This is a genomic window from Hyphomicrobium sp. DMF-1 (assembly GCF_027886585.1).
GTDB lineage: Bacteria > Pseudomonadota > Alphaproteobacteria > Rhizobiales > Hyphomicrobiaceae > Hyphomicrobium_C > Hyphomicrobium_C zavarzinii.
Map to the genome: position 1 here is coordinate 3,874,290 of NZ_CP115706.1, position 24,519 is coordinate 3,898,808.

Annotated in this window: 22 protein-coding genes and 1 other RNA gene; 12 read left to right on the top strand and 11 right to left on the bottom strand. The window is 65.0% G+C overall.

What is annotated here, in order from left to right; all coding sequences use genetic code 11:
- Positions 1-5: 5 nt before the first annotated feature.
- The 4 genes from PE058_RS17695 to PE058_RS17710 form a co-directional block, all read right to left on the bottom strand.
- Positions 6-971: a hypothetical protein gene (locus PE058_RS17695; protein WP_020085170.1), complete on the bottom strand. Its 966-nt coding sequence runs from the start codon at positions 969-971 to the stop codon at positions 6-8.
- 296 nt (positions 972-1,267) lie between these two features.
- A complete protein-coding gene (locus PE058_RS17700; protein WP_026867902.1) occupies positions 1,268-1,591 on the bottom strand; it encodes a hypothetical protein in 324 nt (107 codons plus the stop codon).
- A gap of 213 nt (positions 1,592-1,804) precedes the next feature.
- Entirely contained in the window at positions 1,805-2,671 is an 867-nt protein-coding gene (locus PE058_RS17705; RefSeq protein WP_020085168.1) for a 23S rRNA (adenine(2030)-N(6))-methyltransferase RlmJ, read from the bottom strand.
- Positions 2,672-2,788: 117 nt separating this feature from the next.
- Positions 2,789-3,346 (bottom strand): bactofilin family protein, encoded by a 558-nt coding sequence (locus tag PE058_RS17710; RefSeq protein WP_198011146.1) that lies wholly within the window; start codon positions 3,344-3,346, stop codon positions 2,789-2,791.
- Between the two features lie 216 nt (positions 3,347-3,562).
- Between PE058_RS17710 and PE058_RS17715 the strand changes: the two genes are divergently transcribed.
- Complete coding sequence (locus tag PE058_RS17715) at positions 3,563-4,246, top strand: protein-L-isoaspartate(D-aspartate) O-methyltransferase (protein ID WP_245257634.1); 684 nt, start codon at positions 3,563-3,565, stop codon at positions 4,244-4,246.
- A gap of 78 nt (positions 4,247-4,324) precedes the next feature.
- Entirely contained in the window at positions 4,325-4,540 is a 216-nt protein-coding gene (locus PE058_RS17720) for a hypothetical protein (RefSeq protein WP_020085165.1), read from the top strand.
- A 28-nt stretch (positions 4,541-4,568) separates the two neighbouring features.
- Here the strand turns inward: PE058_RS17720 and PE058_RS17725 are convergent, their stop codons facing one another.
- Positions 4,569-7,073 (bottom strand): UvrD-helicase domain-containing protein, encoded by a 2,505-nt coding sequence (locus PE058_RS17725; RefSeq protein ID WP_271028988.1) that lies wholly within the window; start codon positions 7,071-7,073, stop codon positions 4,569-4,571.
- Between the two features lie 559 nt (positions 7,074-7,632).
- Here PE058_RS17725 and PE058_RS17730 point away from each other — a divergent pair.
- A complete protein-coding gene (locus tag PE058_RS17730) occupies positions 7,633-11,628 on the top strand; it encodes an AsmA family protein (RefSeq protein WP_271028989.1) in 3,996 nt (1,331 codons plus the stop codon).
- 31 nt (positions 11,629-11,659) lie between these two features.
- Here PE058_RS17730 and PE058_RS17735 read toward each other — a convergent pair whose 3' ends face one another.
- The 3 genes from PE058_RS17735 to fumC all read right to left on the bottom strand — a co-directional run bounded on the left by PE058_RS17735 (position 11,660) and on the right by fumC (position 13,676).
- Positions 11,660-11,920: a ribbon-helix-helix domain-containing protein gene (locus PE058_RS17735; protein ID WP_020085162.1), complete on the bottom strand. Its 261-nt coding sequence runs from the start codon at positions 11,918-11,920 to the stop codon at positions 11,660-11,662.
- A complete protein-coding gene (locus tag PE058_RS17740; RefSeq protein ID WP_020085161.1) occupies positions 11,917-12,141 on the bottom strand; it encodes a DUF4169 family protein in 225 nt (74 codons plus the stop codon). Before PE058_RS17740 ends, PE058_RS17735 begins: the two co-directional genes overlap by 4 nt.
- A 122-nt stretch (positions 12,142-12,263) precedes the next feature.
- A complete protein-coding gene (gene fumC / locus PE058_RS17745) occupies positions 12,264-13,676 on the bottom strand; it encodes a class II fumarate hydratase (protein ID WP_020085160.1) in 1,413 nt (470 codons plus the stop codon).
- A gap of 313 nt (positions 13,677-13,989) precedes the next feature.
- Between fumC and PE058_RS17750 the strand changes: the two genes are divergently transcribed.
- On the top strand, positions 13,990-15,594 hold the full coding sequence (locus PE058_RS17750) for an EAL domain-containing protein (RefSeq protein WP_020085159.1): 1,605 nt from the start codon (positions 13,990-13,992) through the stop codon (positions 15,592-15,594).
- A gap of 109 nt (positions 15,595-15,703) precedes the next feature.
- On the opposite strand, the gene PE058_RS17755 is transcribed toward PE058_RS17750, so the two are convergent.
- Positions 15,704-16,006 (bottom strand): hypothetical protein, encoded by a 303-nt coding sequence (locus PE058_RS17755; RefSeq protein WP_020085158.1) that lies wholly within the window; start codon positions 16,004-16,006, stop codon positions 15,704-15,706.
- 261 nt (positions 16,007-16,267) lie between these two features.
- Here PE058_RS17755 and PE058_RS17760 point away from each other — a divergent pair, with 261 nt between their 5' ends.
- Entirely contained in the window at positions 16,268-16,690 is a 423-nt protein-coding gene (locus PE058_RS17760; protein ID WP_020085157.1) for a hypothetical protein, read from the top strand.
- Positions 16,691-16,771: 81 nt separating this feature from the next.
- Here PE058_RS17760 and PE058_RS17765 read toward each other — a convergent pair whose 3' ends face one another.
- Positions 16,772-17,494, bottom strand: a complete 723-nt coding sequence (locus PE058_RS17765) for an SspB family protein (RefSeq protein ID WP_271028990.1) — start codon at positions 17,492-17,494, stop codon at positions 16,772-16,774.
- A gap of 69 nt (positions 17,495-17,563) precedes the next feature.
- Positions 17,564-17,964, bottom strand: a transfer-messenger RNA (tmRNA) gene (ssrA, locus tag PE058_RS17770).
- A 105-nt stretch (positions 17,965-18,069) separates the two neighbouring features.
- Between ssrA and PE058_RS17775 the strand changes: the two genes are divergently transcribed.
- The 7 genes from PE058_RS17775 (at position 18,070) to PE058_RS17805 (ending at position 24,506) form a co-directional block, all read left to right on the top strand.
- Positions 18,070-18,834: a CPBP family intramembrane glutamic endopeptidase gene (locus tag PE058_RS17775; protein ID WP_271028991.1), complete on the top strand. Its 765-nt coding sequence runs from the start codon at positions 18,070-18,072 to the stop codon at positions 18,832-18,834.
- A gap of 23 nt (positions 18,835-18,857) precedes the next feature.
- Positions 18,858-19,652, top strand: a complete 795-nt coding sequence (locus PE058_RS17780; RefSeq protein ID WP_020085154.1) for a thymidylate synthase — start codon at positions 18,858-18,860, stop codon at positions 19,650-19,652.
- Between the two features lie 177 nt (positions 19,653-19,829).
- A complete protein-coding gene (locus PE058_RS17785) occupies positions 19,830-20,342 on the top strand; it encodes a dihydrofolate reductase (RefSeq protein ID WP_020085153.1) in 513 nt (170 codons plus the stop codon).
- A 209-nt stretch (positions 20,343-20,551) separates the two neighbouring features.
- Positions 20,552-21,679, top strand: a complete 1,128-nt coding sequence (gene hflK / locus PE058_RS17790; protein WP_020085152.1) for an FtsH protease activity modulator HflK — start codon at positions 20,552-20,554, stop codon at positions 21,677-21,679.
- A 1-nt stretch (position 21,680) separates the two neighbouring features.
- Positions 21,681-22,568: a protease modulator HflC gene (gene hflC, locus PE058_RS17795; RefSeq protein WP_020085151.1), complete on the top strand. Its 888-nt coding sequence runs from the start codon at positions 21,681-21,683 to the stop codon at positions 22,566-22,568.
- The gene (locus PE058_RS17800) at positions 22,565-22,750 is read left to right on the top strand and encodes a DUF2065 domain-containing protein (RefSeq protein WP_020085150.1); all 186 of its coding nucleotides are present in this window, start codon (positions 22,565-22,567) and stop codon (positions 22,748-22,750) included. Before hflC ends, PE058_RS17800 begins: the two co-directional genes overlap by 4 nt.
- Positions 22,751-23,015: 265 nt before the next feature.
- Positions 23,016-24,506 (top strand): Do family serine endopeptidase, encoded by a 1,491-nt coding sequence (locus PE058_RS17805; RefSeq protein WP_020085149.1) that lies wholly within the window; start codon positions 23,016-23,018, stop codon positions 24,504-24,506.
- The last annotated feature ends 13 nt before the right edge of the window (positions 24,507-24,519 follow it).

Sequence of the window (24,519 nt, forward strand, 5' to 3'; positions counted from 1 at the left end):
GATGATCAGGGCGTCGGCGTGACCGGTGCGACCGGAGCGGTTGCCGCCGTGGCCGGAGGCGTCGCGGCAGCCGGAGGCGTTGCCTCGGCGGCAGGAGCCGGAGCCGCGGCTGGTGCGGGACGCTCGGCAAGAGCGGCAGCGGCCCGCTCGGCGGCCTGGGCAGCGCGTTCGGCAGCGGCGGCGGCACGCTCGGCGGCGGCGGCAGCGGCCTCGGCAGCGGCCGTTGCCTTGCTGTTGGCTTCGGCGTCGGCAGCAGCATCGACCTTCGCGGGTTCGACGGCGGCTGCCGGAACGCCAGCGGCCTCAGCCGTTGCGGCAGCGGCAGGCGCCACCGGGATCGTGCCCGTCTCGACAGGAGCCGGAGCGGCTGCCGGGGTTTCCGGCGGCGTCGAGTCCGGCTTCTCCTGACGCGGCGAAGCCTCAGCCGACTTCTGCTCTACGGCAGGGGTGGTGGCGGGAGCTTCAGCGGGCTTGGTCTCAGCCGACTTCTTCTCCTCGGGCTTGCTTGACCCGGACTTGTCAGCCTCGGTCTTGGCCGGCTCGGACTTCTCCGCCGTCTTCGAAGACGACTTGCCCTCGGAAGACGACTTGCTTTCGGACGACGTGTCGGCCGCCGCTTCCTTCTTCGCAGGAGACGACTTCGTGGACTTGGCGTCCTGCTGCTTCTGGATGTCGCCACCCCAGCAGACTGTCGCCGACGCGGTGCAGGTGTGCTCGTCGAAGACGATCAGGTTGAGGTAGAGCTCGCAGCTCACATCCTTCTTGCCGACGCTGTACTTCTCGATGCCCTGCTCGGCGGCCCAGGTCGAGATGTGCTTGTCGAGCAGCTCCTGAGCGTCCTTGGTCGGGCCATCCTTGCCGTAGTCGTTGACCGTGAAGCCCATGCGCTTGCAGCCCGCCAGCGCCGGATGAGCGAAGGCAAGGGCACCGGTCAGCGCGGTGGCAAGGGCTAGCTTGGACACGAAACTCATCAAGTTTCTCCGTAACGGCCGAAAATCATTTGGTCTTCGTGCTGCTATAGCGGTGTCCAGCCAGCATGCCTAGACCGCTTGGCAACATTATGCGCAGCTTTACTAATAGAGCAAAAGTGACGCTGGTCAGGCCTGCAGCCCTGCGACCTGGTAAATTCCCCCGCGAGATCAGCCCAGAAGACGCGCATGTTCATGTCATGTCCCCGTGTCACAATAAGCGCGCATCGGGCAAAAAATCACCGCGCCCTTCAGTAAAGGACGCGGTGTTGAACTCCGTCGGTCTTTCGTCTGCTTGATCAGAGCTTGCAGATCGTGGCCGAGCCGCGGCAGGTCCAGCCCCAAGATCCGCCCTGCTTGCAGCTATAGGTGCGCGGACCGTAGGTGTAGCCCGGCAGGTTCGCCGCGGCGCCGACCTTGTTGTTCGATCCCATCCACGCAGCCCAGGCGCCCCAATCGACAGCCTGCAGCAGCGCTTCGTCGACCTGCAGCTTGGCATCCTGCTGGCTGCCCGCTTCGCCAATCGCACCCTTGCGCACACAGGTCTTGGCCTCGGCCGTGGTGGCCGTGACTGCGAGGCCCGCGACCGCCGCAAGCGCCATCACTGAACGCAGAGCTTTCATTGATTTTCTCCCTGGAAGAATGAACGCAGTTCCTGCGCGTAGCGGAACTGGAGGGACTCTGCCCCACTTGATGGACGCTCACCATCCGTCATTCACAGGAAAGCGAGAGCCCGATACGTTTTTCGGTTTCTCGTGGCGCGGGCACAACTCGCGCTTTCGCGCGATCGCAAACGGGCTGTGAAGCTTCTCCAGACGAGCGCAAATCACATCGCTCTAAGAAGACGTTATGCGCTCGCCCGTAAGCCATTCCACACGGCTTTCCGCACCCTTTGCCCGGGCTAGAACACGCGTGAGATAAGGAAGAAGCGTTCTAAGCTTGGCCTCGAGCGTGAACGGCGGGTTGAGAATCAGGAGCCCCGTGCCAGACAGCTCGCCTTCGCTGAACGGCGTGCGAACGAAGAGCTCCACCGACAGCATCTTGGGTATTGCGAGCGCCGCTGCATCACGCAGGAACGCGCGAACGGCGCGGGTGTCCTTCACTGGATACCAGACGATGACGGTTCCCGTGGCGAAGCGGCGATGCGCAGCGGAAAGCCCCTCGACGATACGGCGAAACTCTCCCGGCTCCTCAAACGGCGGATCGATCAGCACGAGGCCGCGACGCTCCTTCGGAGGCAGCACGGCCTTGAGTGCCGTCCATCCGTCGATCGCGAGCGTCTTGGTGGCAGCGTCCTTCGCGAACAGCGCCTTGAGGCGTGCGGCATCCTCCGGATGGGCTTCGTTGACGACGAGCGCATCGCCGGGACGCATGAGACGGCGTGCGACGCGCGGACTTCCGGGATAGCGCACGATCTCGTTGCGCCCTTCGTTCTCAGCGCGCACCACGTCGAGATAAGGTGCAAGGATTTCGGCGACCTCGGCCGGGGGCGTATCGGCGAGAATGCGACCGATGCCGTCGCGCCATTCTCCAGTCTTCTGCGCCTCCTCACTCGCGAGATCGTAGAGGCCGATGCCGGCGTGGGTGTCGACGATGCGGAACGGCTGCTCCTTGAGCTTCAGGTGCTCGACGACGAGAGCGAGAACGGCGTGCTTCAGGACGTCCGCGAAATTGCCGGCGTGATAGATGTGACGATAGTTCATGCTTGGGTCCAAACGATCCGGGGGACGGCCGAGCGGCCATCCCCCGAAGCTTGGTAGCATATTCTCTTGCTTCGTGCGGCCCCCCGGAGCCCCACGGTTACCGGCGTTGCGCGAGAGCTAGCCAGCCATCGGATGGATGTGGGACGGGATCGTCGCACCGCTGCTGTAGGTGCGGTCAACCTCGCCCTGGACGGGGCCTCCCGTGCGCTCGAGCTGCGGGGCGATCTCGGCGGGATCCTTCACGCGGCGCGAGCGGCCGTCGAATGCGGCGCCCTGCTCGATCGATAGCAAATGGCTGTGAATATCGCCCTCGACCTCGGCGCCGGCATGAAGAACGACGTGCTGGCCCATGATGGCGCCGTTGACGCGGCCGAACACGTCCACGGTCTCCGCGGCGATGGCGCCCTGGATGATCGCTTCCTTGCCCACCTCGAGCTGGCGGCTGTGAAGGTCGGCCTGGATGTTGCCGAGAACCTTGAGCGAGCCCTTGCAGCGGATGGTGATGGTCTGTCCCTCAATCGACAGATCGTTGCCGATCACGGATTGGGTTGGAGTGCCTGCCGATGCGACGGCGTGCAGATGCTGTTTCTCGACACCGGGACCGCGGTCCATTCTGCGCAACTGAGGTGCGGGGGCTTCGGCTGGAACGGGCTCGGGCTTGCGACTGAAAACCATACTCACTCTCCCTGACGCTACACATGATCCGCACGCGCCATGCTTGCGGCTTGAGTTCGTCGAATTCATGTCAAGACTTTTGCTCGCCGCGAGACCATGGCGGACGTATGTGGAAAGCTCGCGAACGGCCCGTTTCGGATTGCGAAGATTCGATGCCATGATGCGGCGGGCTTCCCATCCGCGCCCGGCGGGTGGACGTTCGGAGGCCATGTTTTCATGACCGCCATCGACGAGGAGATGAGACCGGCGCGCGAGGCCATGGCGCGCGAGGTCGCGCGGCTGATGGCGGAGCTGGCTCCGCGCCTCAACCACAAAGCTCTCTCTGATCGCGTGCTCCGCGTTCTGGCCGACGTGCCGCGCCACCTTTTCGTTCCGCCCGATCGCATGTCCGAGGCGTATCTCAACCGGCCGGTGCCGATCGGATACGGCCAGACGATCTCTCAGCCTTTCATCGTGGCCCTGATGACGGACCTGCTCGACATCGGGCCGGACGACAGGGTCCTCGAGATCGGAACCGGATGCGGCTACCAGACCGCCATTCTGGCCGGGCTCGCCCGCTCGGTGTTCACGATCGAGCTTTGCCGGCCGCTCGCGGAGCGCGCGGCGAAAACCTTCGAGGCCATCGGACTTACCAATGTCACCACCCGCGTCGGGGACGGCTATCTCGGGTGGCCGGAGGAAGCGCCGTTCGACGCGATCGTGGTGACGGCCGCTCCGCCGAGCATTCCCGACGCCCTGCTCGACCAGCTCAAACCGGGCGGACGCCTGGTCGTGCCGGTCGGCGATCGCTCGCAGCAACTCATTCTCGTCGAAAAGAGGAGAGATCAATCGACGATCTTGAGAGAGATTATTCCGGTGTGCTTTGTTCCGCTGACGAGGCGGGACGACCGGCCGGGATAGGTCAGCGGGCTGAAACCTGGACCACAATCCGGCACCGCGACGGGCGCGCGTGGGGGAGCTTTTCAGGGAGACGACGGAATGGACGATCTCGACAGGTTCGAACCGGGGGTTCACAGCTTCAGCGGCACGGTGCGCACCTGGGCCATGAGCACGGCGGAACTCGTGACGGACAGCGGGCTGGTGGTGTTTCTCGATACGCGCGGGCAACAGCCCCTGCCGCCGGGCACGCGCGTCGCTATCGACGCGCGCAAGTACCGGCCCTGTCATTTCGTCACGAAAGTGACGCCGATCTAGTGTCTCTTCGTGTTGTCTTAGCTTCGTTTCAGATCCTGGCGACGAAGCTGTCGACGACGCGCTTCCGTCCAGCGTGATCGAACTCGATGGTGAGCTTGTTGCCGTCGACCTCGGTGACCGTGCCGGGGCCGAACTTCTGATGGCGCACTCGATTGCCCACCTTGTAGCCGGCGCCCTCCGCAGACGATGAGGCGATGAGCTGACCTTCGATGGTGATGGTCGGCTTCATGGGACGCATGCCGGCCTGGCGCTGGCGGTCCGCGTCCCGCGACCAGTTGCTGCTCTGAGACTGCTCGTAGGATTTCGCGCGCTGCCAGCCCGGCGTGTCGTAGGTCGAACCAAAGCGGGGCTGGGCGTCGTCGAAGCGGCTCTTGCCATATCCGCCCCGGCCGAAATTCCCGCCTTCGAACGGGTTTCCGAAGTTCTGATAGGCGCCGCCGAAGGGGCTCTTCGTCTCCTGCACCTCGGTGTCGCCCTCGGGCAGATCGTCCACGAAGCGCGAGGGAATGGCGGACTGATAGAGCCCGCGCGTGCGGCGGTTTTGCGCGAACGAGACCTTTGCCCGGCGCCGCGCGCGCGTGATGCCGACGTAGGCCAGACGGCGCTCCTCCTCGAGGCCCTTCTCGCCGCTTTCGTCGAGCGAGCGCTGGTGCGGGAAGAGGCCTTCCTCCCAGCCGGGAAGGAACACGGTATCGAATTCCAGCCCCTTGGCGGCATGAAGCGTCATCAGGCTCACGCGCTCGCCGTCGTCGCCCTGCTCGGTATCCATGACGAGGCTGACGTGCTCCAGGAACCCTTCGAGCGTCTCGAACTCGTGCATGAAGCGCACGAGCTCCTTCAGGTTTTCGAGACGCGACTGGGCCTGCGGGCTCTTGTCGGCCTGCCAGTGCGCCGTGTAGCCGCTCTCGTCGAGGATGAGCTCGGCGAGATCGGTGTGCTTCATGGTCTCGATCAGGCCGCGCCAGCGCTCGAACTGGAAGACGAGGTCCGAGAGCGATTTGCGGGCCTTGCCGCCCAGCTCCTCGGTCTCGACAATCTCGCGGGCCGCGCGGAACAACGGGACGCCGCGGGCGCGCGCCAGGGTGTGAATACGCTCGACGCTGGTGTCGCCGAGACCCCGCTTCGGCACGTTGATGATGCGCTCGAACTTGAGGTCGTTGGCGGGATTGTGCGCCACCTCGAGATAGGCAAGCGCATCCTTCACCTCCGCGCGCTCGTAGAAGCGCGGGCCGCCGATCACGCGATAGGGCAGGCCGGTGGTGACGAAACGGTCTTCGAAGGCGCGCATCTGGAACGAGGCGCGGACCAGAATGGCGATCTGGTTCAGCGAGTGGCCGTTCTTGCGCAGTTCCTCGATGGTGCTGGTGATGGAGCGGGCTTCCTCCTCGTCGTCCCAGACACCCATGACGGTGACTTTGTCGCCCGCCTCTCCGTCGGTGAAGAGGGTCTTGCCGAGGCGGCCCTTGTTGCGCGCGATGAGGCCGGAGGCAGCGGAAAGGATGTGCCCTGTCGAGCGATAGTTGCGCTCGAGACGGATGACGCGGGCGCCGGGGAAATCCTTCTCGAAGCGGAGGATGTTGTCGACCTCGGCGCCGCGCCAGCCGTAGATCGACTGGTCGTCGTCGCCCACGCAGCAGACGTTCTCCGAGCCCTGGGCCAGGAGGCGCAGCCAGAGATACTGCGCGATGTTCGTATCCTGGTACTCGTCGACGAGGATATAGCGGAAGCGGCGATGATAGTCGGCCAGCACATCGGGATGCTCCATGAACAGCCGTAGCGTTTCGAGCAGCAGGTCGCCGAAGTCAGCCGCGTTGAGCTCCTTCAGGCGCTTCTGGTAGGCCGCATAAAGCGCGGCGCCCTTGCCGCCCGCGAAGGCGAAGCTCTCGCCTGCCGGCACCTTGGACGGCGTGAGGCCACGGTTCTTCCAGCTGTCGATCAGGCCTGCGAGCTGACGGGCGGGCCAGCGGTCCTTGTCCAGCCCCTCGGCCTCGATCACTTGTTTCAGGAGCCGGAGCTGGTCATCGGTATCGAGGATGGTGAAGCCCGACTTGAGGTCCACCAGCTCCGCATGGCGGCGCAGGATCTTGACGCCGATGGAGTGGAACGTGCCGAGCCAGGGCATCGCCTCGACGGCCCCGCCGACCAGGCCGCCGATGCGATGCTTCATCTCGCGGGCGGCCTTATTGGTGAAGGTAACAGCGAGGATCTGATGGCTCATGGCCCGGCCGGTCGCCAGGATATGGGCAATGCGCGTGGTGAGAACGCGCGTCTTTCCGGTGCCGGCGCCCGCCAGAACGAGCACAGGGCCATCGAGCGCCTCGACGGCTTCGCGCTGCTCGGCGTTGAGGCCCTGGAGATAGGGCGGCATCATCGCCGCGCGCGCGCGCTCGGAGATCGACTTGCGCGGCGGCGCCGCGTCCGGCGCCAACGGCAGATCGAACGGCGGAAGATCGTCCTCTCCGCCTGCGTGCGAATGGCCCGGGGTCGCGTCCGAGTGCAAAGGACGGCGGGCAGCCTGTTTGTCGTCGTGCATGGGGGGCATCTATAGCACGTGCTCGGCGGCATCAATCGGGCGCGCAAAACCGCCCACATGACAAAAATATAGGATGTTCCTGGGCTTCCGCGAGGGAGGTTCGGAGCCGCAGCCATCGAATCAGTGGAATTCCCGGAAGCTCCGCCATTCTCGCGCTTTGTGCGGCGATCCGGTGTCCATATGCCGAAAAATGCTTTCGGGTGAGGCTCCTCCCCAGGAAAATGCCCCAATTGGGGGTCACACTTTTCTTCACTGTTGAGCTATGGTGTTGCGCAGTTGGCCGCCGCGTCGTTATGGCGGCCGCGCATCCGATCGGCCCCCTCTGCCCCGGACCAGCCGGCGGCGCACGGTGAGGAATGGCCGCCCGGCGCGCTTTCTGGAGCGTGCTTCGGCCCGGCAAGGGCCGGACGCTCCAAGTCATTTGCTTGTCGCATTTTCCAAGACGATTGGGGGTCTATTTCGTCGGAAAATGCCCAAGGGGGAGCCAACCTCTACGGCGTCGGGGCCTTCGGGTCCCAGAGGCAGAGGTGCGAAACGGTTTTGAGCAGATAAGACGCGGATGAACAACGCCCTTCTCTATCTCGGCGGAATTCTCATCACGGCCTTGGCGGTTCTCTTCGCAGTTCCGCGTTTCGTCGATTGGAACAGCTACCGGGGCATCTTCGAGGAGGAAGCCTCCCGCATCCTCGGACGCGAGGTTCGCGTCGGCGGTGCCGTGAACGTGCGTCTCCTGCCCGCGCCTTACGTGAGCTTCGAGCGCCTCAGGATCGCCGACCTCGGCGACGACGGCGGCAACTCCATCATCCGCGTCGAAAGCTTCACCATGTGGCTCTCGGTGCCGCCCCTGCTCAGAGGCGTGCTCGAAGCGCATCGGGTGGAGCTGCGCCGCCCGGTCATCAACCTTGCCACCAACGAAAGCGGCAGCGGCAACTGGCGCACACTCGCGATCACGCCCGGCGCCTTCCGCTTCGCGCCGAAGGAAGTGGCACTGCAGTCGGTGCAGATCACCGACGGAGCCGTGATCATCGCTGGGCCTGCACGGAACGAACTGGCCCGCTTCGACGCCATCAACGGCGAGTTCAATGCCGAAGCGCTGGAAGGGCCGTTCCGGTTCAAGGGCGAGGTCAACTGGGACGGCGCGCCACGCAATCTGCGCGTCTCAACCGCGAAGATCGACAACAACGGCGATCTCAGGTTCAAGGCCGCCGTGGACGTGGTGGGCAGCGCAAACTCCTACGTGCTCGACGCGCGCCTGAGCGACATCAAGAACACGCCGACGCTCGACGGAGAGCTGACGGCGAAACTGGCGCTCGGTTCGGGCGCGCAAGCTGCCTCCACCAAAGGCGCCCCCTCGCTCGAACCGGTGGCGGCACCGGCTGCCGAGGCGCCACACGCGGGTGGCCCCGAGGCCATTCCTCCGCTCGCGCCTGCTTCCAAGACCGCGGCCTCCCCCGGCGGGGCCAGCGGCTTCGAGCTCAAATCCAAGATCAAGGGGACGACACTCGGGTTCGAGCTTTCGGACATCGCCGTTTCCCTCGAAGCGGGCGCCACGCCCCAGCTCATCACGGGAGACGCCAAGGTCGGCTGGGCCGACAAGCTCAGGCTCGACGTGCAGCTCGCCTCGCGGTGGCTGGATCTCGATCAGCTCTCTCATGCGGCCGATCCCCGTATGCCGCTCGAAGCCGGGCGCAGCTATTTCGAAGCGCTGGCCTCCGTGCTTCCGGTGGAAGCCGATACCAATGCGCAGCTCGATTTCGACCAGCTCACGCTTGGCGGCGAGCCGATCAGCAACGTGCATCTCGCAGCTTCGCGTGCAGGCGGCCCTCTCGAACTCAAGGGCGTGCGGGCCGATCTGCCTGGCGGAGTGCGGCTCGAACTCGACGGCATCCTGACGCCCACGGGGAAAGTGCCGCGCCTCGACGGCGCGCTGTTCGTCTCCGGCAAGAGCCTCACACGCTTCCTCGCGTGGGGGTTCGGAGCCACCAACGTCGCGCGTGACCGCAACGACGGATCGTTCTCCATCGACGGCAAGTTCGCGCTCGGCGACGAAACGCTGGCGCTGACGGACACGGCGGTCGAGTTTGCCGGAACGCCGCTCACCGGCGAAGTGAAGCTCGATCTCGGCCAGCGCAAGAAGCTCGCCATGACGATCGAGGGACCGCGCGTGGACGTGGCGCAATTCGGATCGGGGCTCGTGGGTCTCAACGCATTACGCGAGCTCCTGTTCGGCGGCGACTCGCCGACGGTGCCAGCGGATACCGGAGCGGCTGAGCCGCAGGTGAAGTCCACGCTGTTCGACCCCGCGACCGCCGATCTCTCGCTCGATCTCAAGGTCGCCAAGCTGCTCGACGGGCCGCGCGTCCTCAAGGATGTCGACGCCGTGGTCCGGCTGGAGCGCGGCACGCTGTCGATCCCCCGCCTCCGGTTCTCGACGCCGGAGGGGCTTTACATCGAGGCGGAAGGCGAGGCGAAGGATGTTCCCGCCCGCCCGCAGGGTGCGATCCGCGGCCTGATCTCAGCGCCGAATGCCGCGGCAGGCCGCGCGTTTCTCACGCTTCTCGACGTGGAGGACGCCTCTCTTCCCACCTTCGACCGCTTCGCGCGGCTCGCGCCGTTTCGCCTTGCCGGTGCGCTCGAACTTTCCGGCGGCGCCGCAAACGCCAGCACGCTCGACCTCGACGGTACGCTCGGAGGCGGGCGCGTGAGCGCATCTCTGCGTCTGGATGGCGGCATCGGCCAATGGCGGACAGCGCCCCTCGACGTGCAGGCCAGCGCCGAGAACCCGGATGTCGCCGCGCTTGTCGCGACGTTGTTCGATACGCAGATCAAATCCACGGCCGCCGAGCCGCCCCGCAGCGGACGAGTCGTGATCAAAGCCACGGGCGTTCCTGCACAGGGTCTTCTTTCCCTTGCGGATGTGACGGCCGAAGGGCTGTCACTCGGCTATCGGGGGCAAGTGAAGCTGCCCGCTCCCGGCGACACGCAGCTTGCCGGCGATCTCAACGTTTCGGCTGCGGATGCACGCGTGGCGCTCGCGCTGGCGGGCGTCTCCGCAGCGGAAGGCGCCGCCGGTGTTCCGATCGGGGGCACGGTGCACGTTCGCCGCGAGGGACCTCTCCTGACGCTCGGCGGAGAAGCGATTACGCTCGGCGACAGCACCGTTTCGGGCGACGTGGCGCTCAAGAGCGAAAACGGCAAGCAAACGATCGACGCGAAGCTCGTGGCCAACAATGCCTCGTTCGCCGCCCTGCTCTCTCCCGTTCTCGGCAAGACGGACGCGCTCGCACTGGATGCGCTCAGCGAGCCCCCTGCTCCGCAACCGGCGATCCGTGGCCAGACCGGCAAGAGCGGGCAGGCGGCGCGGATGCAGGCGGGCGCGGAGACACAGGCTCCGCGCATCGTCTGGCCGGAGCAGTCCTTCGATCTCGCTCTGCTCGATCACCTCAGCGGAACGGTCGACGTCAAGATCGGCGCTCTGGCTGTGGAGCCCGGGCTTTCCATCGGCAACGCGCACGTGATTGCAGAGCTTCAGCCCGCCGCGATCAGAATTGCGAAGCTCGAAGGCGAGGCCGTCGGCGGACGGCTCACATCCGAGCTCGAACTGGGCAGGGCACCTGCGGGCGTGACGCTTACCGGCTCTCTCAGGATCGACGTTGCGAGCAAGTCGGCCCCGGCTGCGCCCGACGCCACCGCTGCCCCGGCGCAACCGGGTGATGCGGCGGCGTTCGCCGTCTCCTTCACGAGCCGCGCCTTGAGCCCGGCTGCGTTGCTCTCCGCCGTCAGCGGCAAAGGCGAACTCACGATCGGCGACGCGACGCTCAACGGCAATTCGCCCGCAGCGGTCTCGGCGGTTGCACGCGCCGCGCTCACCGGGCAGGGGCCAAGCAGCGGCAACGCCCTTGCCGAGGCCGTGAAGGCCTCCCTCAAGCAGGGCGAGGTGAACCTCGGCAAGATCTCGATCCCGGTCGAGATCAGCGACGGTGCGTTGAAACTCGAACGGGTGCGCGTCGAAATGGGCGAAGGCCGCTCCACCTTCAACACCGCTGTCGAGCTTGCTACCATGAAGGTCGACAGCGAATGGCAGATCGAGCCCAAGCTCGACAAGGGACTGGCCGTCAATCCTTCGCGCGCCTTCCTGCCGGCCGTGACCGTCGTCTACACGGGCAAGCTCAGCGAGTTTGCAAACCTCATTCCGCAGGTTTCGACCGGCGCGCTCGAACGCGAACTCGTCGTGCGCAAGATGGAGCTTGACGTGGGCGAACTCGAACGCCTGCGCAAGCTCGACGAGGAGCGGGCGCGCCAGGATGCAGAGCGGCGCAAGGCGCTGGAGGAGGATCAGGCCCCGGTCCAGTCGGCGCCTTTCCCGCTCGAGCCGCCGCCGGGCGGCGCGTCTCAGATCCCCGACAACGGCGAGCTTCCGCAGGGCGCTGTGGCAGCACCCGGTGCGGAAGCTGCCGCGCCCGAGGTTGCGCCTTCGCCTGCAGCGCAACGTCCCGCGCCGCGGCGCAAGCGGCCAGTCGAGGAGAACTGGCGTCCATTCCAGACGCCTTACTGATCGTGGGAAGATCCAAGCCGGAGGCGCGCGATCAATCGCGGTTGCCGCCGTCGTAGCTGGTGACCGCACCGGCCATGCGCACATAGTCCAGGATCCACACGCGCACGGCACTCGAAAGGCCGGCGTCGCCGCGCCGCTCATCGATGCGTGCGATCAATCCAGCGAGCGACACGCGCTCACGGGCTGCCGCTTCCTTGAGGGCCTCCCAAAAGGCGTGCTCGAGTGAGATCGACGTCCGGTGGCCACGGATCGAGAAGGAGCGCTTGACCGGGCGGACCGAACTCTCGGTCATGAGCCGGCCCCGCCGCCCTTGCTGTCGTCATCGTCGGGGTCGCTGCCTGGACGCTTGTGCGCATCGAGCCGGCGAAGCGTGAGGGTCTTTTCCGTTTCCAGCCGCTCGCGCTCGGCCTTGGTGCGGCCGAACTTCACCCGGTTCTCTTCCGCCTGCTTCACCTTCGCCAGGCGATCGCGCGCCTTGCGGGCCTTGCGGAGGTTCACGATCTCTGCGGACATGGCGGTTGATCTCAGCAACGACAAGATCGGGTACGGCGCGAAGCTCAGGCTCTCCTGCCGCACCAGACCCTATCACGGATTCGACTTCACGCACCGCGACGGCAAGCGCGATGCTCCAGCGCTCACTCCGGTCCGATCATCCGTTCCGGGCGCACGATGGCGTCGAAATCCTCGGCGGGAATGCCATCCGCGATGGCCTCCTCGCGCAGGGTCGTGCCCTTTTTGTGCGCCGTCTTGGCGATCTTGGCGGCGCGGTCGTAGCCGTACTTCTCCTTGAGCGGCGTAACCAGCATCAGCGAGTTCGCGAGGCCCTTGGCGATGTTGTCGAGGCGCGGCTCGATGCCGACCACGCAGTTGTCGGTGAACGACACGGCCGCATCCGCCAAGAGGCGCACGGACTGCAGGAAGTTGTAGGCCATCATCGGATTGAAGACGTTGAGCTCGAAATGGCCCTGGCTGCCCGCAAAACCGATGGCGGCGTTGTTGCCGTGAATGTGGGCCGCGACCTGCGTCATGGCCTCGCACTGCGTGGGGTTCACCTTGCCCGGCATGATCGACGAGCCGGGCTCGTTCTCGGGAAGCGCAAGCTCGCCGAGGCCGGCGCGCGGACCCGAGCCGAGGAAGCGGATGTCGTTCGCGATCTTGAAGCAGCTCATGGCAACGGTCGTGATTGCGCCGTGCGTCATCACCATCGCATCGTGCGCGGCGAGCGCCTCGAACTTGTTGGGCGCCGACGTGAACGGCATCTTGGTGATGGCGGCGATGCGCTGCGCCACAAGCTCGGCAAAGCCCTTGGGCGAGGCAAGGCCGGTGCCAACCGCCGTTCCGCCCTGGGCCAGCTCCATGAGCGCGGGCATCGTCATCTCGATGCGCTTGATGCCATTCTCGATCTGCTGGGTATAGCCGGAGAATTCCTGCCCGAGCGTGAGCGGCGTCGCGTCCTGCGTATGGGTGCGGCCGATCTTGATGATCTTGGCCCAGGCCTGAGCCTTGTCGTTCAGCGCATTGCGCAGGTACTGAAGCGCTGGCAGGAGGCGATGGTGGATCTCCTCTGCGCAAGCGATATGCATGGCCGTCGGGAAGGTGTCGTTCGACGACTGGCTCATGTTGACGTGGTCGTTCGGGTGCACGGGCTTCTTGGAGCCCATGGTGCCGCCCATCATCTCGATGGCGCGGTTCGAAATCACCTCGTTGGCGTTCATGTTCGACTGAGTGCCGGAACCGGTCTGCCAGACGACGAGCGGGAAGTGCGCGTCGAGCTTGCCCTCGATTACCTCCTGAGCGGCCTTGACGATCACGCCGCCGATCTGCTCGTCGAGCTTGCCAAGGGCCATGTTGGTCTCGGCTGCCGCCTGCTTCACGATGCCGAGGGCACGGATCACGGGTGCAGGTTGCTTTTCCCACCCGATCTTGAAGTTGCCGAGACTGCGCTGCGCCTGGGCGCCCCAATACTTGTCGGCGGGTACCTCGATCTCACCGAAGGTGTCGGTTTCGACGCGAACGGCTTGCTTTGCGGCGGTCTTTTTCTCGGTCATGAGCGGCTGTCCGTGATGGAGCGGTTAGCATTGGGCGTGGCCATAGCACGGGAGCGCGCCGGGAACCAAGGCGACATGGCGTGAAGAAGACATGTCGCATGGGGGGGTGAAGGGAGGAATGCGCCCGGGGCGGGCCGTTCAGCCTCATGCGGCGGCGGGCAGCGACGGCCCTCGAATTTCTCCCGCCACTGGCTTGCTCGGGCCTCCCGGGCGCGCACCGGAGATCAGCCGTTCTCTGAATATTTACAGGGTAGCGGATATAGTCCCCACTATATTTGTCCAATCGGCGCGCGGCGTATCAGCGTGATTCATTATGTCAGTTCTTGTTAAGATATTCGTCTCGGGCCGCTATCGGCGGCTCATCGATTTAACGCTGTGGCTGATCATCGCCGTGGCGTTGCTCGCGGCTGCCTTCCTCTTCGCGCGCCATCAGCTTCGTGACTCGCTCAAACGCGATGTCGCGGCCGATCTCGCTCAGCTCGACAAGCTTCACCAGGACGTGACCTCCGCCTTCGACGTGCTCGATAGCGAAGCGACGGCTCAGCCTTGCAGCGAAGAGTTCCTGCGCCAGCTGCGCCGCGTCGCGTTCAGGCCCGACGGTCTCAACGAGTTCATCTACGCGCCGGGCGGGATGGTGACGTGCTCAACCAGCATTTCGGGAACGCAGCGCCCTCTTCCCCTGGGAGAGCCGGACATTCCTCAAGTGTCGCCGGGTTCGATCTCCTACTGGATCGATACACGGCTCGAGCATGTCGGCCTACTCGGCATGTCCGGCATCGTCGTTCATCGCGATCCTTTCGCGATCGTGATCCCGCTGCAAACGTTCCGCGCCGGCATCGATGGAGCGGGGGAGAAAGAACTGGTCGCCGTCGGACCGAATGGCCACGTGTGGCATGTGAGCGGCACGCGAGATCTCTATCAGGAGGCCGCCGCCGCACCCGACGACGGGCTGATGACGGCGCGCGAAACGCTCTGCGGAAAAGACCACTCCTATTGCATCACCACGAAGTCGAACCTCGCCAGCATCATGGGAGAGTGGCAGGGTGAAATCCTGATCGCCATCTTCCTCATCGCCTTCTACGCCGTGTGGCCTGCCAGCACGCTTCAGCGCTGGCTCAACTCCTACTGGTCGCTTCCGGCCCGCTTCCGCCGCAACCTCAATATCGACTCCGTGATCTGCGCCTATCAGCCGATCCTCGATCTCAGGACCGGACAGATTTCGGGCTGCGAGGTGCTTGCGCGCTGGCGGGACGTGGACGGCTCGGTCGTCGCGCCGGACAAGTTCATCGACATCGTCGCGCATTCCGGACAGACGCTTGCCTTCACGAAGATGGTGGCGGATCGCGCGCATCTCGAGCTTTCGCAGGCACTCCCTGCCGCGACGCGGCTGCAAGTGAACTTCAACATTTTCCCGCGCGACCTCGACAGCGAAGAGCTCAAGTCGGTTTTCAGCGCCTTCGACGGCGACCGCGAGCGGTTCCAGATCGCGCTCGAAATCGTCGAAAGCGACGCACTCAGCGTGGAGGTGGCCGAACGGGAGATCGAGGCGCTCGGACGTCTCGGATTCCGCACCTACATCGACGACTTCGGAAGCGGGTATTCCAGCATTCATCGCGTGGCGTCGCTCGCGATCCACGGCGTCAAGCTCGACCGCTCGTTCGCCATGGCGCCAAGCGAAAGCATGATGGCGCGCATGCTGGTTCATGCGCTCGACATGGTGGGAAGCTGCGACCGGGAGATCGTGGTCGAAGGCGTGGAAACACAGGAGCGGCTGGATCTTCTGCTCGAAAGCGGCAGGGTCGCCTACGCGCAGGGTTACCTGATCTCTCGTCCCCTGCCGATCGAGCGGCTGGCGGAATTCCTTGCCAAGCACGATCCGGCCGCGTTCCTTTCGCGCGAGGCCCGCGAGGCGGCCTAAGGCCGTGCGCGAGGCCGTATCGCCGCAAACGGGTCAAGGGCCGCAAGCGGCGCGGCCCTTTTCCGTGGTGAGCGGCAAATCAACCATCCCATCGAGGCTGGCCGATCAACTACGAGCGGTAGGCGCGGCGCACGAGCGCGGCGTGACGCTGCTCGGCATTGCGGATCTGAATGCGCTCGGAGAAGGTGAGCTTGCCGTCGCGCCAGGCGCGGGCTTTCAGGGCCGAGAGGTTGGCGGCGCTGCGCGCGATGGCAGCCCGCTCGAAGCCGGAAACGCCCTTGTGCTTCATGGCGTACTGCGGGCCCGGCTTATAGCCGTTGGTGTGCTTGTAGCTCGGCGCGGCGACCGATACGCCGGCGGTCATCACCAGCGCGGCGAACGTGAGAAGGGCAGTCTTGGTCTTCGTATGCATTTGTCGTCTCCACTCTGTTTCTGGCCCGGCTGCCGGTGGATGCCCCGGCTTCTCTCTCGGGCTTACAAACAGAAGAACGCCAGGCACTGCGCGCTTCCGTCTCGAAAAAATGAAAAAATTTCAGCCACTTAGCTGCCATCTTCCTGAACATCCATTCATCTGCGCGATAGGCGCGGATCGCACCTAAGGAACCTTCCGGGCGGGTGCGTTTTGTCTTGTTGCGCCGGGTCGCATCTGCGCTCGGCCCAAGGAGATTCCGTCATGCGTATCTTCAAGATTTTCAGTCCCGCGATCGCAGTCTCAGCAGTCCTGATCTGTATCGCTTCATTTGCCTCCTCCTCCCTCGCAGGCCCGCTCGCTCCCGCTCAAGCCGCCGCCACGGCCGAGGCCCAGCGCGCAGGCGCCCTCCCCGTCGAGAGCATTGGTCATCGGCGCTGGTATGGTGGCGGCTGGGGATGGGGTGGCTATGGCTTCTACGGCCCGAGCATCTACATCGGACCCGCCTATAGATATGGCTACGGCTATTACCCGCGCTATTACGGCTACTACGGCGGTGGGTATTATCCCCGCTACTATCCGCGCTACTCCACCTACTACGATGACGGTTACTATTACCGGCCTTACCGCGCCTACCATCGCCGCTGGGCGCGCGAGCGCTTCGAGCATCCGCTCGGCCGCCGCTGAACGCAGTCGGGCCTCCGCACAAAACATAACGCTTCGGACCTTGGGGTCCGAAGCGTTCTCATGAGCGGATGCTCGCGATCTCTATTTCTTGCGAAACTTGTCGAGGCTGACGATCTCGGCGCCGCCCGATTTGGCGGGTGCCTCGGCATCGGCACCGCCCTCGCCGGCCTCATCGCTCGCGGCGGCCGGGCGCTTGGTCGCGGACTTGGCGGCCAGCGGTGTCGGCGAGGGAGGCGCTGCGTTGGCAGCAGACGTCTCGATGGATGCCGGAGCGGCCTCCTCCTCGGAGGCGGGCGACTTGGTGTCTGCCCCATCCTCGGCGACCTGAGATTTGCGTGCGCCGCGCGGCGTCTTGCGCGTGTGGCTCGCCCGTGTCGCGCCGGGCCGCGGTGCCATGCCGTCGAAGGAGTTGCCTTGCGCCTGTGCGCGGCCCTCAGGCGTGGCGTTCGGATCCTCGAACTGGAGGCCAAAACGCACGGACGGATCGAAGAACACCTTGATGGCCGCGAACGGCACCACGAGGCGCTCGGGGATGCCATCGAACGTCAGCTTCACCTCGAAGCGGTCCTCGGTCACGGCGAGGTCCCAGAAGCGGTGCTGAAGGACGATGGTCATCTCGCGCGGATATTTCTCCTTGAGGCGCTTCGAGAGAGAAACGCCAGGAGCCTCCGTGTCGAAGGAAATGTAAAAATGGTGGTCGCCTACCAAGCCGGACTTCGCCGTGCTTGCTATGACCTTGCGTACGACTCCGCGCATCGCTTCTTGCGCGAGTCCCTCATAGTCGATCGTCGACTCAACCGTCATGCCGTGCCGCTTCGTCCCCGATCGCGCCTCGCGTCCCCCAGGATCGCAAAGATGAGAGCGCAAAGAATGAGTGGGAGGCTTCTGTTGCCCGGTGCCCCCCAGACCGCGCCTTGCTCGGCTAGGAGCGAGGACTTTAGTAGTTAGGCATTTCGCGCCGCATTACGCAGCGAGAGCAGCCTCAGCATAGTTGTCATTGGCAACTATTCTGAATGACCCGATGACGGTGGTATCATGCCGGGCAAAAGCTAAACCCTTTACACCCTCGTCGATCCTAGTTCGCCCCCATCACCAGCTCACGGAGGAGGGTCCGTGGCCAAGTCCCAGGAGGCCTTTGAAACCCCATGAGCTTGTGGTGGAGGCGCCGGGTACTGCCCCCGGGTCCGAACGGCTTATTACGGTCGCGTTTATCGCCATAGCCGGACGAATCCGGCGATCTAAATATATGCCGGGAGGATTAGAAATAAAAGTGCCTCAAACCCGGCCCTTCCGCTGCCAAGTTGTCGCCGGATAGCAGCAAATGGCATAAGGCATCCCTCCTATCCACCTCGAGCCCTCACGCGCAAGGTATTCCCGCCATGTCCGACCCCACACTCGCCGACGGCGACAGCGCGACTTATCGGCCCGATACGCCGTGGCGGCCGGCGGGCGCGCTCCTGGTTGCACTCGTCGTGAGCCTTGCGCCCATCCTGGTCGGAATTGCCGGCGTGTTCGTCGAGAGGGCCGGTCTCCTGGGGGTAGACGGCGAAGTCATCCCGCAGGGCGGAGCGTCTCTCGCCTCGCCGTTCCTGCTCGCGCAAATGATCATCGGCCAGCTTCTCTCGCTCGCCATTCTCTGGGGAGCTGCGGGCTGGCGCGGGGCCAGGGCGCAGACCTTGCGGCTCGCCACGCCGCCGACGCCGTGGCTTACAGCCGTCGGGCTCGGGTTGCTGCTCATCGTTCTCATCGGGCCCGTCGAGATCCTGCTCTACCGGCTGGCGGGGCTCGAGCTTTTCACGGACGGGCGTTGGCTTCTCGACGGCTTGCGCTCTCCCTACTGGTGGGGCGTCGCGATCGCGGCAGTCATTCTGGCGCCGCTGTGGGAGGAGCTGACGTTCCGGGGTTTCCTGCTCTCGGCACTGGCTAAAACCGCGCTCGGGTTCTGGCCCGCAGCCGTACTCTCCTCCCTGCTTTGGACGCTGCTCCATTGGGGGTATTCTTGGCCGGGCCTCGTGAGCGTGTTCCTGGCCGGTATCGGGCTATCGTGGATCATGAAGCGCACGGGGTCGATGCGGGCCGTCGTGGTGGCGCACGCCGTCATCAACGCGTTCTCGCTCTCGATCGTCTCTCTGTTCGCGCCATAGCGGAATCGGGCTAGGACGCCACCATGCAGCAGTATCTCGATCTCCTGCGCCGCGTGCGCACCGAAGGCACCGCCAAGTCCGACCGGACGGGGACGGGCACGCTGTCGATCTTCGGGCATCAGATGCGGTTCGACCTCAGGGACGGGTTTCCGCTGGTCACGACCAAGAAGTTGCACGTCAAATCTATCATTCACGAGCTGATCTGGTTTCTCGCGGGCGACACCAACGTCGCCTATCTCAAGGCGAACGGCGTGCGGATCTGGGATGAGTGGGCACGCCCCGACGGCAGTCTCGGCCCGGTCTACGGAAAGCAGTGGCGAAGCTGGGCCGCGCCGGACGGGCGGACGATCGATCAGATCAGCGAGGTCGTGGAGACGCTGAAGACCAATCCCGACAGCCGCCGCATCATCGTCTCGGCCTGGAACCCGGCCGACATTCCGGACATGGCGCTCGCGCCGTGCCACTGCCTGTTCCAGTTCTACGTGGCCGAGGGGCGCCTCTCGTGCCAGCTCTACCAGCGCTCGGCGGACGTGTTCCTTGGCGTGCCGTTCAACATTGCGAGCTATGCGCTGCTCACGATGATGATGGCGCAGGTGACGGGGCTAGAGCCCGGCGAGTTCGTGCATACGTTCGGCGACGCTCATCTCTACGTGAACCACCTGGAGCAGGCGGACCTGCAGCTTTCGCGCACGCCGCGGCCGCTGCCCAAGATGTCGATCAACCCGGACGTTCGCTCGATCTTCGCGTTCCGCTACGAGGACTTCGCGCTCGAGGGTTACGACCCGCACCCCCATATCGCAGCACCGGTGGCGGTTTAGATGAACAGTGCTCCACAATCTACGTGCCTGGATCCCGGCCTTCGCCGGGATGACGTTAATGTCGAGGCAGGCCGCTTCTCCATCTCACAACGTCACACCGGCGGAGGCCGGTGTCTGGACAAGCATGATGTGGACGGTAGAGATGCTCTCCCCACAGCGCGGACAGCGGTTTAATCCATGCGCGTCTCTCTCATCGTTGCCGTGGCCGAGAACGGCGTGATCGGTGCCAACGGCACCTTGCCCTGGCGGCTTTCGTCGGACCTCAAGACGTTCCGGCGCCTGACGCTGGGCAAGCCCGTGATCATGGGCCGCAAGACCTTCCAGTCGCTCAAGAAACCGCTCGACGGGCGCGAGAACATCGTGCTCACCACGGACCCCTTTTTCGAGGCCCCGGCAGGTGTGAGCGTGGTCGATAATCTCGCCGACGCGCTGACCCTCGCCCGGACGCTGGCGCGCACCGCGCTGTCGTCCGCCGACGAGATCATGGTTATCGGGGGGGCGGACGTGTTCCGGGCCGCTCTCCCGCACGCCGACCGCATCTACTGGACCACGATCCACGCCCGTCCGGAGGGGGATGTTTCCTTCCCGGAGGTCGATCTTTCGGCCTGGAAGGAAGTGGAAAGCCAGCCGCTGCCCACGAGCGAAAAGGACGACGTTACGGCGACCCTCCGGATACTCGAACGCAACTAGACCCGGCCCGCCGAAAGAATTGGCGGAGCCCCGCCTTGACGGGCGGCCTGCGCAAACCAATTTCTACGCGGCGCATTTGCTTCGACCGGTCTCCTCCCCTATAAGCGAAGCGCAATCCCATCCGGGACTTAAGCGATCCAGGGCCCTTGGAAAGGGTCACCTCATTGCGCTTTCCCGGCCATCATCCACAATCGAAGGGCTGAGATCATATGCCTTGGAGCAATCAGAGCGGCGGCGGTGGAAACGGCGGCGGCTGGAAAGGCGGCGGCGGGGGCGGTGGTCCCTGGGGCCAGGGACCCGGCTCGCAACCGCCCGATCTCGAGGAAATGCTGAAGCGCAGCCAGGACCGCATGAAGCAGGTCATGCATGGCGGCGGCATTCCCGGTCCCCTGGCCTTCCTCGCGGCGATCGTCGCCTCGGCGGTCGTGGCCTGGTATGCCTTCTTCTTCCGCGTCGATCCAGATGAGCTCGGCGTCGTGATGCGGTTCGGCGAGTACGTGCGCCAGGAGCCGCCCGGCCTTCATTTCCGCTGGCCTTACCCGGTCGAGGAGGTCATTCGTCCCAAGGTCACGCGCCAGAACATCATCGAAGTGGGCATGCGCTCCGCAAGCTTCGATCGCGGTTTCGGCGGCGCGGGTGTGCAGGACGTCAAGGAAGAGAGCCTGATGCTCACCGGCGACGAGAACACGGTGGACATCGACTTCGTGGTCTACTGGCGCATCAAGGATGCCGCCCAGTATCTCTTCAACATCCAGAACCCCGACAACACCGTGAAGGAAGTGGCCGAGAGCGCCATGCGCGAGGTGGTCGGCCAATCGAACATCCAGCCGATCCTGACGGAAGCACGCCAGAAGACGGAAGCTGCCGTGTTCCAGCTCATGCAGCAAATTCTCGACGGCTATCAGTCGGGTATCCAGATCGACCAGGTGACGCTGCAGAAGGTCGACCCGCCGGGCGAGGTCATCGACGCCTTCCGCGACGTGCAGGCGGCGCGCGCCGACAAGGAGCGCTTGCAGAACGAAGCCTTCGCCTACGCCAACAAGGTGGTGCCCGAGGCCCGCGGCGAGGCAGAGCGCATTCTCCAGGGCGCAGAGGGCTTCAAGCAGCAGACAGTGGCGGAAGCGCAAGGCCAGACGGCCCGCTTCCTCAAGGTTTACGACGAGTACAAGAAGGCTCCGGAAGTCACGCGCAAGCGCATCTTCCTCGAAACCATGGAACGCGTGATGGGCGGCACCGACAAGGTGATCATCGACAGCAAGAGCGGCCAGGGCGTGGTGCCCTACCTGCCGCTGGATCAGCTCCAGCAGCGCCGCCAGACGACCGAGGGAGGCAACTGATATGCGCGCATTCCTCGCATTTCTCGTCGTCGTTCTCGGCGCCGCAGCCGCAGCCGTATATGCCTCGGCCTTTATCGTGCACCAGAACGAGCAGGCGCTCGTGCTCGAGTTCGGTAAGCCGAAGCGTGTCGTCCAGCAGCCTGGCCTTCACTGGAAGCTGCCGCTGGTCGAGACGGTCGACATCTTCGACAAGCGCATCCTCGACCTCGACACCTCGACGCAGGAAGTCACCGCGTCGGACCAGAAGCGTCTGCAGGTGGACGCGTTCGCCCGCTACAAGATCGTCGATCCGCTCAAGTTCTATCAGACGCTGCGGTTCGAGGGGGCGGTGCGCTCGCGTCTCGGCCCGATCGTGGAATCGGCCATGCGCCGCGCGCTCGGTGCCGCGACCTTCCAGGACGTCGTGCGTGACCGCCGCGAGCAGCTCATGAAGCAGATCGCAGCCAACGTGAACGAAGAGGGCCGCGACTTCGGCCTCGAGGTTGTGGACGTGCGCATCAAGCGTGCCGACCTGCCCGAGCAGAACCTCAAGAGCGTGTTCGAGCGCATGCGCGCCGAGCGCCAGCGTGAGGCTGCCGAGTTCCGCGCGCAGGGCACGGGCGAAGCGAACCGCATCAAGGCGACGGCCGACCGCGAGGTCACCGTCATCAAGGCGGAAGCAACCCGCAAGGGTGAGGAGCTGCGCGGCTCGGGCGAAGCCGAGCGTAACCGCATCTTCGCCGAAGCCTTCGGGCGCGATCCGGATTTCTTCGCGTTCTATCGCTCGATGCAGGCCTACGAGCAGGGCCTGAAGCCGGGCGACACGCGCTTGGTGATCTCGCCCGACAGCGACTTCTTCAAGTACTTCTCCGACCCTGCCGGTGCGGGAGCGGCTCTGCCTAAACAATGAGCGATCTGGTCGTTGCCCTCGGATTGGTGCTCGTGATCGAGGGCTTGATCTGGGCGCTCTCACCCGATCTCGGGCGCTATCTTCTGGCGACGGCCGCCGCCACCCCTGAGCAAAGCCTGCGCAGAGCAGGCTGGGTGGCCGTCGCGCTCGGTGCGCTCATCGTCTGGCTGGTCAGGGGGTAAGCTTCTCCTGACCATCCGCCTCTCAGCCGCGTTGACAGGCTCACGGCGATCTCACACTTTGGAGCGGGCTGGACCTCGTCCTGCCCGCTTCATGCGCTCTAGCTTCGAGCAGAACAAGAAAAGCCCGGAGCCTAAGCGACTTGACGCGCCGGGCGAGGATATGAACGAACACAATTCCGGCCGGCTTGATCATGGGTTTCGGCCATGGATCGCACGCCAGAACCTAAAAGGTCTGCCCCGATCATGGTCTGAGAAGGAGTTCCCGATGACGACCACTCTTGGGCGACGCGTATTCGGCCGGCTCCCGGCCCTCGCCTTTGCGCTCGCCGCGCTCCAGGCCGGCAGCCTCGCTGCGGCGGCCCCGGCGGCGGCAGAGCAAAGGGGGCCGCAATCGGTCGCGCCGATCGCCGAAAAGCTGATCGACGCCGTCGTCAACATCTCCACCAGCCAGATCGCGAAGGGCCCGGAAGGCGTCCCGCTGCCGAAGGTGCCGAAGGGGTCGCCGTTCGAAGACTTCTTCGAGGACTTCTTCAACAAGAAGGGCGGGCGGACGCCGCCGTCGGAACGCAAGGTCTCCTCGCTCGGCTCCGGTTTCGTGATCGACGGAACGGAAGGTCTCGTCGTCACCAACAACCACGTCATCGAAGGCGCCGACGAGATCATCGTCAACTTCCACGACGGCTCGAAGCTCAAGGTCGACAAGGTGCTCGGCCGGGACACCAAGACCGACCTCGCCCTGCTCAAGGTCACGCCCAAGAAGCCGCTGGTCTCCGTGCCATTCGGCTCCTCGGCCAATCTCCGCGTCGGCGACTGGGTGATGGCGATCGGCAATCCCTTCGGCCTCGGCGGCTCGCTCACGGTCGGCATCATTTCCGCCAAGCAGCGCGACATCAACGCGGGCCCCTACGACGACTTCCTGCAGACGGACGCGGCGATCAACAAGGGCAACTCGGGCGGACCGCTCTTCAACATGGACGGCGAGGTGGTGGGCGTGAACACCGCCATCATCTCTCCGACTGGCGGCTCCATCGGCATCGGCTTTGCCGTTCCCGCCGATACGGTCACCGCCGTCATCTCGCAGCTCAAGGAGTTCGGGCAGGTCAAGCGCGGGTGGCTCGGCGTCAAGATCCAGTCGATCAGCGAGGACATCGGCGAGAGCCTCGGCGTGCCGGAGAACACGGGCGCGCTGGTTGCGGGCGTGACGCCCGACTCGCCCGCCGCCAAGGCCGGCGTCGAAGCCGGTGACGTGATCCTCAAGTTCGACGGCAAGGACGTGACCACGATGCGCGGCCTGCCGAAGCTCGTCGCGCAGGCACCGATCGGAAAGACGGTCGATGTCGAGGTTCTGCGGCAAGGACAGAAAAAGACGCTTTCGGTCTCCGTCGGCACGCTCAACGACGAGGAGGACAACCCGCAGCCTGCCTCGACCGACAAAAAGGAAGAGAAACCCGAGCAGCCTTCGACGTCGGTCCTGGGGCTCACGCTGAGCCCGCTCACGGACGACGTGCGCAGCCGCCTCGGCTTCGACGCCAAGGTCAAGGGCGTGATCGTTACCGACATCGACCCCTCGAGCCAGGCTGCGACCAAGAACATCAGAGCCGGCGACGTTATCACGGAGGCTCAGCAGGAGCCGGTGACGACGCCGGCCGATCTCGAGGCGGCCATCGAGAAGGTCAAGAAGTCGGGCGGCAAGAGCGTGCTGCTTCTGGTCGAGGACGTGAAGGGGGATACGCGCTTCGTCGCCATTCCATTCTAACGGCTCGTTTTTT

What these genes read in the sequence shown, in the direction of transcription:
- PE058_RS17805 (WP_020085149.1), top strand. Translation starts at nt 23,016, where the DNA reads ATGACGACCACTCTTGGGCGACGCGTATTCGGCCGGCTCCCGGCCCTC.
- PE058_RS17730 (WP_271028989.1), top strand. Translation starts at nt 7,633, where the DNA reads ATGAACAACGCCCTTCTCTATCTCGGCGGAATTCTCATCACGGCCTTG.
- PE058_RS17720 (WP_020085165.1), top strand. Translation starts at nt 4,325, where the DNA reads ATGGACGATCTCGACAGGTTCGAACCGGGGGTTCACAGCTTCAGCGGC.
- PE058_RS17765 (WP_271028990.1), bottom strand. Translation starts at nt 17,494, where the DNA reads ATGACGGTTGAGTCGACGATCGACTATGAGGGACTCGCGCAAGAAGCG.
- PE058_RS17735 (WP_020085162.1), bottom strand. Translation starts at nt 11,920, where the DNA reads ATGACCGAGAGTTCGGTCCGCCCGGTCAAGCGCTCCTTCTCGATCCGT.
- hflC (WP_020085151.1), top strand. Translation starts at nt 21,681, where the DNA reads ATGCGCGCATTCCTCGCATTTCTCGTCGTCGTTCTCGGCGCCGCAGCC.
- PE058_RS17710 (WP_198011146.1), bottom strand. Translation starts at nt 3,346, where the DNA reads ATGGTTTTCAGTCGCAAGCCCGAGCCCGTTCCAGCCGAAGCCCCCGCA.
- PE058_RS17755 (WP_020085158.1), bottom strand. Translation starts at nt 16,006, where the DNA reads ATGCATACGAAGACCAAGACTGCCCTTCTCACGTTCGCCGCGCTGGTG.
- PE058_RS17725 (WP_271028988.1), bottom strand. Translation starts at nt 7,073, where the DNA reads ATGCACGACGACAAACAGGCTGCCCGCCGTCCTTTGCACTCGGACGCG.
- PE058_RS17700 (WP_026867902.1), bottom strand. Translation starts at nt 1,591, where the DNA reads ATGAAAGCTCTGCGTTCAGTGATGGCGCTTGCGGCGGTCGCGGGCCTC.
- PE058_RS17695 (WP_020085170.1), bottom strand. Translation starts at nt 971, where the DNA reads ATGAGTTTCGTGTCCAAGCTAGCCCTTGCCACCGCGCTGACCGGTGCC.
- PE058_RS17740 (WP_020085161.1), bottom strand. Translation starts at nt 12,141, where the DNA reads ATGTCCGCAGAGATCGTGAACCTCCGCAAGGCCCGCAAGGCGCGCGAT.
- PE058_RS17760 (WP_020085157.1), top strand. Translation starts at nt 16,268, where the DNA reads ATGCGTATCTTCAAGATTTTCAGTCCCGCGATCGCAGTCTCAGCAGTC.
- PE058_RS17715 (WP_245257634.1), top strand. Translation starts at nt 3,563, where the DNA reads ATGACCGCCATCGACGAGGAGATGAGACCGGCGCGCGAGGCCATGGCG.
- fumC (WP_020085160.1), bottom strand. Translation starts at nt 13,676, where the DNA reads ATGACCGAGAAAAAGACCGCCGCAAAGCAAGCCGTTCGCGTCGAAACC.
- PE058_RS17800 (WP_020085150.1), top strand. Translation starts at nt 22,565, where the DNA reads ATGAGCGATCTGGTCGTTGCCCTCGGATTGGTGCTCGTGATCGAGGGC.
- PE058_RS17775 (WP_271028991.1), top strand. Translation starts at nt 18,070, where the DNA reads ATGTCCGACCCCACACTCGCCGACGGCGACAGCGCGACTTATCGGCCC.
- PE058_RS17780 (WP_020085154.1), top strand. Translation starts at nt 18,858, where the DNA reads ATGCAGCAGTATCTCGATCTCCTGCGCCGCGTGCGCACCGAAGGCACC.
- PE058_RS17785 (WP_020085153.1), top strand. Translation starts at nt 19,830, where the DNA reads ATGCGCGTCTCTCTCATCGTTGCCGTGGCCGAGAACGGCGTGATCGGT.
- hflK (WP_020085152.1), top strand. Translation starts at nt 20,552, where the DNA reads ATGCCTTGGAGCAATCAGAGCGGCGGCGGTGGAAACGGCGGCGGCTGG.
- PE058_RS17750 (WP_020085159.1), top strand. Translation starts at nt 13,990, where the DNA reads ATGTCAGTTCTTGTTAAGATATTCGTCTCGGGCCGCTATCGGCGGCTC.
- PE058_RS17705 (WP_020085168.1), bottom strand. Translation starts at nt 2,671, where the DNA reads ATGAACTATCGTCACATCTATCACGCCGGCAATTTCGCGGACGTCCTG.